Source organism: Paucimonas lemoignei, from assembly GCF_004342585.1.
Lineage (GTDB): Bacteria > Pseudomonadota > Gammaproteobacteria > Burkholderiales > Burkholderiaceae_D > Paucimonas > Paucimonas lemoignei.
In genome coordinates this window covers 259,330-272,239 of the sequence record NZ_SLZQ01000005.1, presented here as the reverse complement: position 1 = coordinate 272,239, position 12,910 = coordinate 259,330, and the positions used below count along the sequence as shown (strand labels likewise).

Below are 12,910 nucleotides of genomic sequence, written 5' to 3'. Positions count from 1 at the left end.
AAAAGCGGCTGGGGCGATGGAAGATGCTGGCGATTCTCGCCGTGTGTGCATCGCCGCTGGTTTTTTCCTATGTCACCTATTACGTCATCAAGCCGAGTTCACGCACCAATTACGGCACCTTGCTGGACCCGCGACAGCATCCCATGCCGCGACTGGGTAGCGTCGCGCTAGACGGCAAGCCGACCGAACTGGATGCCTACAAGGGCAAGTGGCTCATGCTGCAGGTCGATTCGGGAAATTGCGAACAGGCTTGTCAAAAGAAGCTGTACGATATGCGGCAACTGCGTATCGCGCAGGGCAAGGAGCGCGATCGCGTTGAGCGCGTCTGGCTCATCACGGATAACGAACCGCTCGACACGGTCCTCATGCGCGAATATGACGGTACCCGCATGCTGCGCGTGCCGCAGGCGACCTTGCAGGGTTGGCTTCCTGTTGAAAAGGGGGCCACGGTTGCCGATCATATCTACATGATTGATCCGCTGGGCAACCTCATGATGCGTTTCCCCAAGAATGCCGACCCCAACCGTATCAAGAAAGACTTGGGACGATTGCTGAAGGCCTCGAGCATCGGCTAGCTCTCTTGGCAATGACAGGAATATATCAATGCTGATTCAACTCGCGATCAAAGGTTTGCTGGTGGCGCTGCTGGCGCTGTCGGCAGTCTGGGCTTCCCGCGACGACAACAAGTATCGAAAGCTGGCCTGGGTGACCTTGTTTTTGACTTTCGACCTGATCATGTTCGGCGCCTTCACTCGCCTGACCGATTCCGGCCTGGGGTGCCCTGACTGGCCTGGCTGTTATGGCCATGCCAATCCGCTGCAGGCCCATGCGCAAATCAGCGAGGCCGAGGCGGCCATGCCGAACGGGCCCGTCACGGTAGCCAAGGCATGGATTGAGATGATCCACCGCTACCTGGCCATGGGCGTGGGCGTGCTGATCATCGCGCTGATGGCAGTGGCCTGGCGCAACTGGATGAGGGCGCGCAAGATGCAGGTCGCCATTCCCGCCACATCTTCACCCTGGCTGCCGAGCTTTTTGCTGGCATTTGTCTGTCTGCAGGGGGCGTTTGGCGCCTGGACCGTGACCATGAAACTGCAACCGGTGATCGTGACGATTCATCTGCTGCTTGGCATGGGCTTGCTGGCCTTGCTGGCATGGCTGGCCGCGCGACAAAGCCCGCATGCGCCGGTTGATTTGGCGGCGCGCAGTCTGCGGCTGCCTGCCGCCGTAGCGCTGGCAGTATTGTTCTGCCAAATTGCGCTGGGAGGCTGGGTGAGCACTAACTATGCTGCACTTGCTTGCAGCGACTTACCTACCTGTCACGGTGTCTGGCTGCCCGAGATGGATTTCAATAATGGCTTTACGCTCTGGCGCCATCTGGGCAAAACTGCCGACGGCGACTTTTTGCCTTTTCCGGCGCTGACGGCCATACATTGGACGCACCGGGTCTTTGCCCTCGTGGTGACGGCCATGGTCGGCTGGGTCGCCTGGCGCGTGATGAAAGTGGCGGGATTGCGCAAGACCGGCACCTGGCTGCTTGCAGCCCTGGTTTTGCAGATCCTTATCGGCGTTTCAACGGTTTATCTCAATTGGCCGCTAGCGCTGGCAGTGGCGCACAATGGCTGTGCCGCTTTGCTGGTGCTCCTCTTGACCATGTTAAACTACAAGGCTGGCTTGGCAGCCGTTTCGCGCAAGGTCGATCATGTATCGGCCAGCCTTTCTGCGGCGTGAAGCGGACAAATCGGGCCGAACTCCGGCTGATATCCTCGCGCCGGCTATGTAAGTGAATGCTATGACTACCTTGACCTTGTCTTCCAACCGCGTTGCCCAATACTGGGCATTGACCAAGCCGCGCGTGACGCAACTGGCCGTGTTTTGCGCCGTCATCGGCATGTTCCTGGCAAGCCCTGATTTGCCCGACTGGCGAGTCGTCGTGGCGGCGACCATCGGCATCTGGCTGCTGGCCGGCGCGGCATTCGCCGTCAATTGCCTGGTCGAGCGTAGCATCGATGCCAAGATGGCACGCACCGCGCGCCGGCCGTTGGCCCGCGGTGAAATTACGCCAGCCCAGACGCTGCTGTTTTCGGGACTGATCGGCGGTGCCGGCATGTGGGTGCTCTACAGCCTGGTCAATCCGCTGACCATGTGGCTGACCTTCGCCACCTTCGTCGGTTATGCCGTCATCTATACTATGCTGCTCAAGCCCGCGACGCCGCAAAACATCGTCATCGGTGGTCTGTCGGGGGCGATGCCGCCGGCACTGGGCTGGGCCGCCATCGCCAATGACGTGCCGATGCAGGCCTGGATCCTGGTGCTGATCATCTTTATCTGGACACCGCCGCATTTCTGGGCGCTGGCGCTGTACCGGCGTGACGACTATGCCAAGTCCGGTTTGCCGATGCTGCCGATTACGCATGGCTTGAAATTCACCCAATTCCATATTTTTCTGTACACGATTGCGCTGGTGGCGACCACCATGCTGCCCTACGCGGTGCGCATGAGCGGCCTGATTTACCTGATCAGCGCCGTCGTGCTGGGTGCGGTGTTCCTCTGGTATTCCTGGCGGATCTATCGGCATTACACCGATCTGATCGCCCGTAAGGCCTTCGCTTACTCGATTATCTATCTGTCGCTGCTGTTTGCCGCGCTGTTGCTGGACCATTACTGGACGATCTGACCATGCGCCTTCTTCCCTTCGCATTGATGCTGGCGGCTTCGCTGTGGCTGGCAGGTTGCAGCGACAAGTCCTCCGGTGAATCTGAAAGCAACGGCAGCATGCTGCTCTCTCCGGCCGATAGCGCTTTCAAGAATACAGACGTGACCGGCCTGGGATACGCGCGCGATTTCGCCCTGACTGACCACAATGGCAAGCCGCGCACGCTGGCTGACTTCAAGGGTAAGGCCGTCCTCGTCTTCTTCGGCTTTACGCATTGCCCCGATGTCTGCCCGACCACGCTGGGAGAAATGGCCAACGTGATGCAGGAACTCGGTCCACAGGCCGACAAGGTGCAAGTCCTGTTCATCACGGTCGACCCTGAACGCGATACGCCGGAATTGCTGGCCAAGTATGTGCCGGCATTTCATCCCAGTTTTATCGGCCTGACCGGCGACAAGGCTGCCATTGAAAAGGTTGCCAAGGAATTTCGCGTGTTCTATCAAAAGGTGCCGGGCAAGGAACCAGGCAGTTATTCGGTTGACCATACTGCCGGCAGCTACGTGTTCGATCCGCAGGGGCGCATCCGCCTGTTTGTCCGCCATGGCCAGGGGACGGAGCCGATCGTGCACGATCTGAAGTTGCTATTGGCCGGCAAATGAAAAAAGGCGCTCGAATTGAGCGCCTTTTTTGTTTTTGAAACGAAGCGGCTTAGGCGTATTCGGCCAGCGCACCCTTCATTTTTTTCAGTGCCACGGCTTCGATCTGGCGAATCCTTTCCGCTGACACGCCGAATTCGTCGGCAAGTTCGTGCAGGGTTGCGCCGGAACCATCGTCGCTGGCCAGCCAGCGCGCTTCGACGATGCGGCGGGAACGCGCATCGAGTTTGGATAACGCCGCTTCCAAGCCTTCGCTTTGCAGACGGTCGTACTCCTGAGCTTCCAGGATGCGTGTCGGCTCGTGCGACTCGGACGACAGGTAAGCAATCGGCGCAAACTTGTCATCTTCGTCATCGGTCGGCGCTTCCAGCGCAATATCGCGGCCGGAAAGACGGGTTTCCATTTCGATGACTTCTTCGCGCTTCACGTCCAGCGTCTTGGCCAGTGCGTCAACTTGCGCCGGCGTCATCGTATCCAGGCCTTCCTTGTGGCTGCGCAGGTTGAAGAAGAGCTTGCGCTGTGCCTTGGTCGTGGCAACTTTCACCAAGCGCCAGTTTTTCAGGATGTACTCGTGGATTTCGGCCCTGATCCAGTGCATTGCATACGACACCAGGCGTACGCCCTGGTCCGGGTCGAAACGCTTGACCGCCTTCATCAAGCCAATATTGCCCTCTTGAATCAAATCGGCATGCGGCAGACCATAGCCCAGATAACCGCGCGCGATCGACACCACCAGGCGCAGATGCGAAAGAATCAGTTTCTGTGCTGCAGCGAGATCATTTTTGTCGCGCAATTTTCTGGCCAGTGACACTTCCTCGTCATGCGACAGCATCGGCAGGCGATTGACTGCCGAAATGTAAGCTTCGATATTGCCGAGATTACCGGGAAAGCCGAGCGCAACCAAGCTATTGGAAGTGGGGACCAATGCGGATTGTGCAGATCGTGCGTTCATTCTTTCTCCTTTATTCCTGTCTCAGGGGTTGCCTGCTTTAAGCTAGGAACATATTTGTACTAATATTAGCACTCTCTCGTGGTGAGTGCTAATTTCTAAAATCAAAGAAAATTATAGTCGATAGCTATTGAAATGCTAGGCTCTATTTAGTTTTTCCTTATTGATTCTGATACCAGGAAAGAGAAAAAGTTGCAAAAAATAAATAAATAATAACGCTATTTATTAAGATAGATGGAGGCTGGGCACGTTAAGGCGCAGACAACAAGCTGGCCGGCTAAAACAACGTCCTAAGCAGGAGGCTTAAGACAACATACCGTTTTGCCAGAGGATATAGCTTGGATTCAAGCGAGTCGACCAATTGACCGGCGTACTGACAGCAAGGCACCAAGCCACCCCAGGCCGGCGCTGAGGACCAACAGCGCAATCCAGGAAAGCGCATCCAGCGGCAGAAGGCGGAATTGTGAGCCGTAAAGGCGTACTACTTCAGCCAGCGCCTGATTCAGCGGGTGCAATGCCAAGGTGACGAGGACAAGCGCCAATGCCCCGGCGATCAGGCCAAGAAAAGCACCGGCATAATAGAAAGGCCGGTATACAAAGGAATCCGCTGCACCTACCAGCTTGCTCAGGACAATTTCCTCGCTTTGATTCAGCACTTGCAAGCGGAGGGTATTAAAGACAACGGCTACCACGACGGTGCCCAGCGTGATTGCCAGCAAGAGCAGCGCCATCTGCAAGACATGCATAATCGCCGCCAACCGTTTGACCCATGCGGAATCTAGTTGCACATGCTCTACGCCGGAAAGTGCTTGCAGGCTTCCAACCAGGTTTTCGGTACGCGCTGCCTGCGCCATGCTATCCAGTCCGGAAAGTTTTAATACATATGCATCCGGCAAGGGGTTGGAGCCCAGCGCGTTGACTGCGGCGGATAGCCCGGTGCGTTCATCCAGCGCAGCCAAGGCTTTTTCTCGCGGGATGAATTCCAGTTTGCCATCCAGTTGCGCATCCTTGAGCAGGCGCTTGATCGGCGCGGCCAGGGCATTGGCTTGCTCGCGTGAGGTCGCCGCGGCGAGGAATATGCTGATTTCCGGCTCGACCACCAATTGCTCGGATACCGGCCGTACATTTTGCAGCAGGGTCAGGCCGGCAAAGGGCAGCATGAGTGCAATGGCGATCACGACGACATTCAATATGAAACCGCCGCGTGGCGCGCGGATATGACGCCAGGCGCCTGTAAGCGCGTAGGCATGCAATCTCAGCCAGTTCTTCATGATGTCGCCTCGCTTGCCATTACCTCGCGGGATGCCATGCCATCATCCACCAGGCGACCCTGTTCGAGGCGGATTACGCGTGCGCCGGGCTGGTAAATCTGGTCGTCGTGGGTCGAAATCAGGCAAGTCACGCCGACTGCATGGAAGGCTTTGATGGCATCGATCACCTTGGCAGCGCTGACACGGTCCAGATTGGCAGTCGGCTCATCGGCCAGGATGATTTGCGGGCGGTTGACGATGGCGCGGGCGATCGAGACGCGCTGCTGTTCGCCGCCGGACAGGGAGAGCGGATCCGACTGCGCCTTGTCCAGCAAGCCGACCTTGTCGAGCGCGGCGCGGGCGCGCTTTTCCGCTTCGTCGCGCGGCGTGCCGGTCACCAGCAGCGGCAACAGCACATTTGCCAGCACCGGGCGATCGGTCAGCAGGCGCTGCTGTTGCAGGATCAAACCAAGATTGCGTCGCAAATAGGCCAGGCCAGTGGCGTTGAGACGTCCGATATCCTGGCCGTTGACTTCAACGCTGCCCGAGGTCGGGCGCTCGATGGCGGCGATCATCTTCAACAGCGTCGACTTGCCGGCGCCGGATGGACCGGCCAGAAACAGCAGTTCGCCCTTGGCAATCGACAGGTTGATATCGAAGAGCGCCGTAGCTTCTTTGGAATAGCGCTTGGTAAGGTGACGAAATTCGATCATTTAGCTGAGCAAGGCGTCCACAAATTCCTGGGCATTAAAAGGCTGCAAGTCTTCGATGCCTTCGCCGATGCCGATGAAATAGACGGGCACCGGACGTGCCCGCGCAATCGCCGCCAGCACGCCACCCTTGGCGGTACCGTCGAGCTTGGTGACGACCAGGCCGGTCAGCTGCAGAGCATCGTCGAATGCCTTGACTTGCGTTAGCGCATTTTGCCCGGTATTGCCATCGATGACCAGCAGCACTTCGTGTGGCGCCTCGACCATGCTCTTGCCGATCACACGCTTGACCTTCTTGAGCTCTTCCATCAGATGCAACTGGGTCGGCAGGCGGCCGGCGGTATCGACCATGACGACATCCGTGCCGCGCGCCTGCGCCGATTGCACGGCATCGAAAGCGACGGCGGCCGGATCGCCGGATTCCTGGGCGATGACCGTGACATTGTTGCGTTCACCCCAGATCGCCAGCTGTTCGCGCGCCGCGGCACGGAAGGTGTCGCCGGCGGCCAGCACGACCGACTGGTGATGGGTCTGCATATGCTTGGCCAGCTTGCCGATGGTGGTAGTCTTGCCGGCGCCGTTGACGCCGGCAATCATCATGACCAGCGGCTGATGGCGGCCCAGCACCAGCGGTTTTTGCAGCGGCGTCAGCAATTCCACGAACAATTGCTTCAATGCGGTCTTGACCTGGCTGGCGTCGGTCAGCTTTTCATCCTTGACCTTTTTCTTCAGGGCATTCAGGAGAAATTGGGTCGCATCGATGCCGGTATCGGCCATCAGCAGGGCGGATTCCAGTTCCTCGTACAAGTCGTCATCGATCTTCGCGCCGACGAAAAGCGTGGTCAGATTCGCAGAAGTCTTGGACAGGCCGGCCTTGAGCCGTGTCAGCCACGAGCGCTTTTGTTCGGCGGAAGGCGGTGGCGCCGGGATAATCTCTTCCTCCTGCGTCATGGCGGGTAAGGGGGTTACAGCAGGAGTCTCTATTGCGGGAGCCTCTACCGCTGGCAAATCTGGCGCAGGTGCTGATGCCGGAGTCGGAGCCGGCGCAGGAGCCGGTGCGGTAGGCGGTGCCGGCACGGCGCTTTCCGGTGCGGCTGGCGTGACGGCTGGTGGCGCGACCGGTACTTCTGGCGCAGCTTGAGGCTCAGGGGCCGCAGGCGGCGGTGGCGTGTCTTTCGGTTTTCTCTTAAAAAAACTAAACATGAGGCTTGGCTGAGTCGCGATCAGGAAGACAAGGACAACATGCAGCATGGCTCCAGGCAAGCGCGGTACAATCGATGGCTTGGGCGGGACGCTGCATGCTTCGCATGCATTATTTTTGCCGGGATACCTGTAGAGGATTCATGACAGGTGAGTCCACGTTACGTGCAGTTTCTATTTTAACAGAGCGGAAAATATGAAATCGCGGATAGTCGTATTGATTTGCTGGCTGGTAACGAGTGTTTCAGCCGTGGCGTCGGGAATTCCGGCGCACGAATTTTTCCTGAAGAATGGCATGAAGGTCATCATCAAGGAAGATCATCGCGCGCCGACCGTGGCGCACATGGTGTGGTACCGCACGGGCGCCATCGATGAAGTCAATGGCACGACCGGCGTGGCCCATGTCCTGGAGCATATGATGTTCAAGGGCACCAAAACCTTGAAGCCTGGCGAGTTCAGTGCCCGGGTGGCAGCCTTGGGAGGACGTGAAAATGCCTTCACCAGCAAGGATTACACGGCGTATTTCCAGCAAATCGAAAAAAGCCGCTTGCCCAAGGTAATGGCGCTTGAGGCTGATCGCATGGCCAACCTGTTGCTCGATAAAAAAGAATTTGAAAAGGAAATCAAGGTCGTCATGGAGGAGCGGCGTCTGCGCACCGATGACCAGCCGATTCCCCTGGTTTACGAGGCCTTGAATGCGGTCGCGTTCACGGCGCATCCGTATCGTCATCCGATCGTCGGCTGGATGGATGACCTGCAAAACATGACGGTAGAGGATGCACGTGCCTGGTATGAACGCTGGTATGCGCCGAACAATGCCGTGCTGGTCGTCGTCGGCGATGTTAATCCGAAAGAAACGCTGGCGCTGGCGGAAAAATATTATGGCCACATTCCGCGCAAGGCGGTGGGCAATACCAGGCCGCAAGTCGAACCGACGCAGCGCGGCATCCGTCGCGTAACGGTCAAGGCACCGGCGGAAAATCCTTATGTGTCGCTGGCATTCAAGGCGCCGGCCCTGCGCGATGTGGAAAAGGATGAGGAAGTGTATGCGCTCGATGTGCTGTCAGCCGTGCTCGACGGTTACGACAATGCGCGCCTGAATGCCAAGCTGGTGCGCACCGACCGCGTGGCCAATTCCGCCGGCGCCAGCTATTCCCCCATCGGCAGGGGCCCGGCATTGTTCATTCTCGATGGCGTGCCGGCATCCGGCGTAACCACTGAACAGCTTGAGAAACGCTTGCGCGATGAAGTCGAACGTATCGCCCAGCATGGCGTCGACGAGGGCGAATTAAAGCGCGTGAAGACCCAGTTGATCGCCGAGCAAATCTACAAGCGCGATTCGACCTTCGGCCAGGCGATGGAAATCGGCATGATGGAATTGTCCGGCCTGTCGCATCGGGATATCGACCGCATCATCGACAAGCTGCGTGCGGTCACGGCAGAGCAGGTGCAGGCGGTCGCGCAAAAATACTTCAGCAATGACAATCTGACCGTTGCTACCTTGTATCCCTTGCCGCTGGAAGAAAAGAAGGCGACACCCATGGCATCGCTGCGGCATTAAGACACAGAAAGCAAGGATAAGGACAACAACATGAAACGACTGTTAATCGTAGCGTGGGTAGTGTTATTCGCCATCCCTGCGCATGCGGCGCTGAAAATCCAAGCCTGGAACCTGGACAATGGCGCGCGCGTCCTGTTCGTGGAAAGCCGCTCGATTCCCATGGTGGATATCAGCGTCGAATTCGATGCCGGTTCACGCCGCGATCCGGATAATAAAACCGGATTGGCATCGCTGACCAATGCCATGCTGGCGCGCGGGCTGCGTGCCGGCACGTCGCCGGATCAAGAGCCGGCAATGACGGAGGCGCAGATTTCCGACGGCTTTGCCGATATTGCGGCCCAACGCACTGGCGGCGTCGGCGAAGATCGCGGCGGACTGGCCTTGCGCACCTTGTCGAGCACCGCTGAACGCGATGCTGCCGTGCTGCTGCTGGCGCGTCTGCTGGCGCAGCCGAGCTTTCCCGCCGAACTGCTGGCGCGCGACAAGGCGCGCACGATTGCCTCGCTCAAGGAAGATCTGACCAAGCCGGAAGTCATCGCCAGCCGCGCATTCTCCCGCGCCATCTATGGTACTCATCCGTATGGCCGCGAAGCCACGGTGGAATCGGTGGATGCGATCACGCGTGACGACCTGGTGGCTTTCCATCGCCAGTACTACGTCGCCAACCGGGCAGTGATTGCCATGATCGGCGATATTTCGCGCAATCAGGCCGATGCTATCGCCCGTCAGCTTACCGCCCGCCTGCCGCAGGGAGAACCTTTGCCGCCGCTGCCTGAAGTCGCGCAGGTGCAGGCCAAGGAAGAGCGCATTGCCCATCCGGCTTCGCAATCGCATATTTTTGTTGGCGCACCGGCGCTGTCCCGCGGCGATCCCGACTTTTTCCCGCTGACCGTCGGTAATTACGTGCTGGGCGGCGGCGGCTTCGTGTCGCGCCTGATGCAGGAGGTGCGCGAAAAGCGTGGCTTGAGTTACAGCGTTTACAGCTACTTCAATCCGCTGGCGCAGCCTGGCCCATTCCAGATCGGTCTGCAGACTAGCAGGTCGCAAACGGATCAGGCGCTGAAGGTCGTGCGCGAGACCGTGGCCGATTTCCTGCGCAATGGCGTGACGGAGAAAGAGCTGCAGGCCGCGAAGGACAACCTGATTGGCGGTTTCCCGCTGCGCATCGATAACAACCGCAAGATTCTCGCAAATATCGCCGTGATCGGCTTTTACGGGATGCCGCTGGATTACCTCGATACCTGGACGGACAAGGTCGCCAAGGTTACCCGGGCCGATATCCAGGCGGCGTTCCAGCGCAAGGTGGCTGTCGACCGGATGGCAACCGTCATTGTCGGTAATGCGGGTGACACCACCACTAAGTAATCCGATTTCATGCACAAGTCTCAAGCCAGAAAGAATACGCCGCACCAGGTTCGCATCATTGGCGGACAATGGAAACGCACGCCCTTGCCGGTCGCGGATGCTGCCGGATTGCGGCCGACGCCCGACCGGGTGCGCGAAACGGTGTTCAACTGGATCGGCCATTTCCTCGATGGCGCCTGGGAAGGACGCACCTGCCTGGACTTGTTTGCCGGTACGGGGGCGCTTGGATTTGAGGCAGCCAGCCGCGGCGCGTCGAAGGTGCTGATGGTGGAAAACCATGTGCCTGCGCTGCGCCATCTGGAAGCGATCAAGGAAAAATTGCGTGCCTCGCAAGTGAATCTCGTCCGTGGCGATGCGTTGGTCAAGGTGCGCGAGCTGGCTACGGCTGTGGCACCGGGAGCGGGTAGGCGGGACGGGGCGTTTGATATCATTTTTCTTGATCCGCCATACCATCAGGACTGGCTGGCGAAAATCCTGCCGCATTGTGTGACGCTGCTGCAGCCGGGCGGGCTGATCTATGCGGAAGCAGAGATGCCGTTGACCGGCATGGACCTGCCTTGGCTGCAGGGATGGGAAATCGTGCGCGCCGACAAGGCAGGCATGGTCTTCTACCAACTATTACAATACGGAAATACGGCTGAAATTCAGGCATAATGCGCGTTCCTTTTTTACGGAGTCCACATGGTCACCGCAATTTATCCAGGTACGTTCGATCCACTCACACGCGGGCATGAAGATTTGGTGCGGCGCGCCTCTGGCCTGTTCGATAAGCTGGTGGTCGGCGTCGCCGATAGTCGCAACAAGAAACCTTTTTTTACATTGGATGAGCGCATGGCGATCGCCAATGAAGTGTTGGGGCATTATCCCAACGTGCAGGTCGAAACCTTTTCCGGCTTGCTCAAGGATTTCGTGCGACAGCATGACGGGCGCGTGATCGTGCGCGGCTTGCGCGCAGTGTCGGACTTTGAGTATGAATTCCAGATGGCAGGGATGAACCGTTATCTGTTGCCGGATGTCGAAACCCTGTTCCTGACGCCCTCCGACCAGTACCAGTTCATTTCGGGCACCATCGTGCGCGAAATCGCCAGCCTGGGTGGCGATGTTTCCAAATTTGTTTTCCCTTCCGTGGAAAAGTGGCTGCGGACTAAAGTTGCGGGTTCGAGCCAGTCGTAACAGTTATGTATGAAGTGTCCGGCACATCTGCAGGACAAGGATAGGAGTAGTAGTGTGGCACTGATGATTACAGACACGTGCCGCAGGGGTTCGCAAAGCAAGGCTTTGCGCTGCGGTGCGCACCAGTCGCTTGCAAGCGATTGGTTGAATCGTCGGCATGCCAGGGAGATGAAGTCATGGCACTGATGATTACAGACGATTGCATCAATTGCGACGTCTGCGAGCCGGAATGTCCCAACGATGCGATTTCGATGGGGCCGCTCATTTATGAAATCGATCCGGGAAAATGCACCGAGTGCGTCGGCCACTTCAACGAGCCGCAATGCCAGCAAGTGTGCCCGGTGAGTTGTATTCCCTTTAATCCCGAGTTGCGTGAAACGAAGGATGAGCTTTGGGAGAAATTCAGGCGTTTGCAGGCAGCGAAGGCGGCCTGATAACAAACGTTCAATCGGCTTTGGTAATTTTCTGGCCGGCCTGGAAAAATAAAAAAGGACAGCATGCTGTCCTTTTTATTTGCGAAGCAATGGGAACCTTGGCTAGAACGCCAGTTCTACCGCAATATCCTGACCAATCCGCAGCACTTCATTTTCGCCTTTCAGCAAAATCGCGTTCATGCCGAACGCCAGTCCGCCGTCTATTTTCGGATCGGCGCGGTAGCCTTGCAGGATATCGAGCGGGCTGGGGCCGACTTCGCCTGTCACCTGATCGACTGAGGGAATGGCGCAACGGGGGCAGGGCTTGACCGGTTTGATCACTGCCGCGCCGGCCGTGAAGCTGGCCATAAGGTCTTCCTCATATGCGCCAATACCATCGATGACGATATTCGGACGAAAGCGCGCCATCGGCAGGGCAGGGCGGCCTTGTGTTTCTATCTTGGCATTCAGGTCGTCCAGCGAGGCTTGCGAAATGACCAGTATTGGATAGCCGTCACCAAACAGCGTCGGCGCTTCGATGCCGCCAGTCCATTTGGTATCGGCCACGCGCTTGGCATCCGGATGAAAGCGCACCAATCGGCAAGGCGTGCCCAGGAATTTCGAGAACCAGGTGGCAGTGACGTCGTCGCAGTCGTAGGCCTCGACATTGTCATCCCATACCTTGACGCGAATGAGGCGTTCTTCGTCAGGATGCGGCAAGCCCAAGGGAATTTCCAGGTGCAGCATGCCGGGGGCGCGCAGTTCCAGCGTGTCGAGCTTGATCTTCGGCACGATGGTCGCCATCTTCGGATGCTGGCGCTGCGTGAGGAAGTTGCCCTCGGCATCGACCACCATCCATTCGCGGTCGTAGATATGCGCGCTCATCAGGCCGGCACGCGTCACGACAGCTTCACGCAGGACGATGCCGGCGCAGGACTTGACCGGGTACAGGGTGAGGGAAGTAATGACTGCCATAT

At 58.1% G+C, this 12,910-nt stretch carries 14 protein-coding genes; 9 read left to right on the top strand and 5 right to left on the bottom strand.

Annotation, left to right across the window (positions count from 1 at the left end):
* The first annotated feature begins 23 nt into the window (after positions 1-23).
* The 4 genes from EDC30_RS10315 to EDC30_RS10300 all read left to right on the top strand — a co-directional run bounded on the left by EDC30_RS10315 (position 24) and on the right by EDC30_RS10300 (position 3,315).
* A complete protein-coding gene (locus EDC30_RS10315; protein ID WP_243656729.1) occupies positions 24-575 on the top strand; it encodes an SCO family protein in 552 nt (183 codons plus the stop codon).
* Between the two features lie 28 nt (positions 576-603).
* Positions 604-1,731, top strand: coding sequence for a COX15/CtaA family protein (locus EDC30_RS10310; protein ID WP_132258736.1), 1,128 nt, complete (start codon positions 604-606; stop codon positions 1,729-1,731).
* A 61-nt stretch (positions 1,732-1,792) separates the two neighbouring features.
* Entirely contained in the window at positions 1,793-2,677 is an 885-nt protein-coding gene (cyoE, locus tag EDC30_RS10305) for a heme o synthase (RefSeq protein ID WP_132258735.1), read from the top strand.
* A gap of 2 nt (positions 2,678-2,679) precedes the next feature.
* Entirely contained in the window at positions 2,680-3,315 is a 636-nt protein-coding gene (locus tag EDC30_RS10300; RefSeq protein WP_132258734.1) for an SCO family protein, read from the top strand.
* A 49-nt stretch (positions 3,316-3,364) separates the two neighbouring features.
* Here EDC30_RS10300 and rpoH read toward each other — a convergent pair whose 3' ends face one another.
* The 4 genes from rpoH to ftsY form a co-directional block, all read right to left on the bottom strand.
* Complete coding sequence (gene rpoH, locus EDC30_RS10295) at positions 3,365-4,264, bottom strand: RNA polymerase sigma factor RpoH (protein ID WP_132258733.1); 900 nt, start codon at positions 4,262-4,264, stop codon at positions 3,365-3,367.
* A 341-nt stretch (positions 4,265-4,605) separates the two neighbouring features.
* Complete coding sequence (locus tag EDC30_RS10290) at positions 4,606-5,532, bottom strand: cell division protein FtsX (protein ID WP_132258732.1); 927 nt, start codon at positions 5,530-5,532, stop codon at positions 4,606-4,608.
* Positions 5,529-6,224, bottom strand: coding sequence for a cell division ATP-binding protein FtsE (locus EDC30_RS10285; protein WP_132258731.1), 696 nt, complete (start codon positions 6,222-6,224; stop codon positions 5,529-5,531). Before EDC30_RS10285 ends, EDC30_RS10290 begins: the two co-directional genes overlap by 4 nt.
* The gene (ftsY, locus tag EDC30_RS10280; RefSeq protein ID WP_132258730.1) at positions 6,225-7,424 is read right to left on the bottom strand and encodes a signal recognition particle-docking protein FtsY; all 1,200 of its coding nucleotides are present in this window, start codon (positions 7,422-7,424) and stop codon (positions 6,225-6,227) included.
* 193 nt (positions 7,425-7,617) lie between these two features.
* Here ftsY and EDC30_RS10275 point away from each other — a divergent pair, with 193 nt between their 5' ends.
* The 5 genes from EDC30_RS10275 (at position 7,618) to EDC30_RS10255 (ending at position 11,954) form a co-directional block, all read left to right on the top strand.
* Positions 7,618-8,982, top strand: coding sequence for a M16 family metallopeptidase (locus EDC30_RS10275; RefSeq protein ID WP_132258729.1), 1,365 nt, complete (start codon positions 7,618-7,620; stop codon positions 8,980-8,982).
* 30 nt (positions 8,983-9,012) lie between these two features.
* Positions 9,013-10,347 carry a M16 family metallopeptidase gene (locus tag EDC30_RS10270; protein ID WP_132258728.1) on the top strand — a complete coding sequence of 445 codons (1,335 nt, stop codon included), beginning with the start codon at positions 9,013-9,015 and terminating at the stop codon, positions 10,345-10,347.
* Positions 10,348-10,356: 9 nt separating this feature from the next.
* Positions 10,357-11,001 carry a 16S rRNA (guanine(966)-N(2))-methyltransferase RsmD gene (gene rsmD, locus EDC30_RS10265; protein WP_132258727.1) on the top strand — a complete coding sequence of 215 codons (645 nt, stop codon included), beginning with the start codon at positions 10,357-10,359 and terminating at the stop codon, positions 10,999-11,001.
* 27 nt (positions 11,002-11,028) lie between these two features.
* The gene (coaD, locus tag EDC30_RS10260; protein ID WP_132258726.1) at positions 11,029-11,520 is read left to right on the top strand and encodes a pantetheine-phosphate adenylyltransferase; all 492 of its coding nucleotides are present in this window, start codon (positions 11,029-11,031) and stop codon (positions 11,518-11,520) included.
* A 176-nt stretch (positions 11,521-11,696) separates the two neighbouring features.
* Complete coding sequence (locus tag EDC30_RS10255; RefSeq protein WP_132258725.1) at positions 11,697-11,954, top strand: YfhL family 4Fe-4S dicluster ferredoxin; 258 nt, start codon at positions 11,697-11,699, stop codon at positions 11,952-11,954.
* A gap of 102 nt (positions 11,955-12,056) precedes the next feature.
* Here EDC30_RS10255 and EDC30_RS10250 read toward each other — a convergent pair whose 3' ends face one another.
* Positions 12,057-12,908 carry an MOSC domain-containing protein gene (locus EDC30_RS10250; protein ID WP_132258724.1) on the bottom strand — a complete coding sequence of 284 codons (852 nt, stop codon included), beginning with the start codon at positions 12,906-12,908 and terminating at the stop codon, positions 12,057-12,059.
* Between the last annotated feature and the right edge of the window lie 2 nt (positions 12,909-12,910).

Coding starts and splice junctions, on each gene's coding strand:
- EDC30_RS10315 (WP_243656729.1), top strand. CDS start 24: ATGCTGGCGATTCTCGCCGTGTGTGCATCGCCGCTGGTTTTTTCCTAT.
- EDC30_RS10310 (WP_132258736.1), top strand. CDS start 604: ATGCTGATTCAACTCGCGATCAAAGGTTTGCTGGTGGCGCTGCTGGCG.
- cyoE (WP_132258735.1), top strand. CDS start 1,793: ATGACTACCTTGACCTTGTCTTCCAACCGCGTTGCCCAATACTGGGCA.
- EDC30_RS10300 (WP_132258734.1), top strand. CDS start 2,680: ATGCGCCTTCTTCCCTTCGCATTGATGCTGGCGGCTTCGCTGTGGCTG.
- rpoH (WP_132258733.1), bottom strand. CDS start 4,264: ATGAACGCACGATCTGCACAATCCGCATTGGTCCCCACTTCCAATAGC.
- EDC30_RS10290 (WP_132258732.1), bottom strand. CDS start 5,532: ATGAAGAACTGGCTGAGATTGCATGCCTACGCGCTTACAGGCGCCTGG.
- EDC30_RS10285 (WP_132258731.1), bottom strand. CDS start 6,224: ATGATCGAATTTCGTCACCTTACCAAGCGCTATTCCAAAGAAGCTACG.
- ftsY (WP_132258730.1), bottom strand. CDS start 7,424: ATGTTTAGTTTTTTTAAGAGAAAACCGAAAGACACGCCACCGCCGCCT.
- EDC30_RS10275 (WP_132258729.1), top strand. CDS start 7,618: ATGAAATCGCGGATAGTCGTATTGATTTGCTGGCTGGTAACGAGTGTT.
- EDC30_RS10270 (WP_132258728.1), top strand. CDS start 9,013: ATGAAACGACTGTTAATCGTAGCGTGGGTAGTGTTATTCGCCATCCCT.
- rsmD (WP_132258727.1), top strand. CDS start 10,357: ATGCACAAGTCTCAAGCCAGAAAGAATACGCCGCACCAGGTTCGCATC.
- coaD (WP_132258726.1), top strand. CDS start 11,029: ATGGTCACCGCAATTTATCCAGGTACGTTCGATCCACTCACACGCGGG.
- EDC30_RS10255 (WP_132258725.1), top strand. CDS start 11,697: ATGGCACTGATGATTACAGACGATTGCATCAATTGCGACGTCTGCGAG.
- EDC30_RS10250 (WP_132258724.1), bottom strand. CDS start 12,908: ATGGCAGTCATTACTTCCCTCACCCTGTACCCGGTCAAGTCCTGCGCC.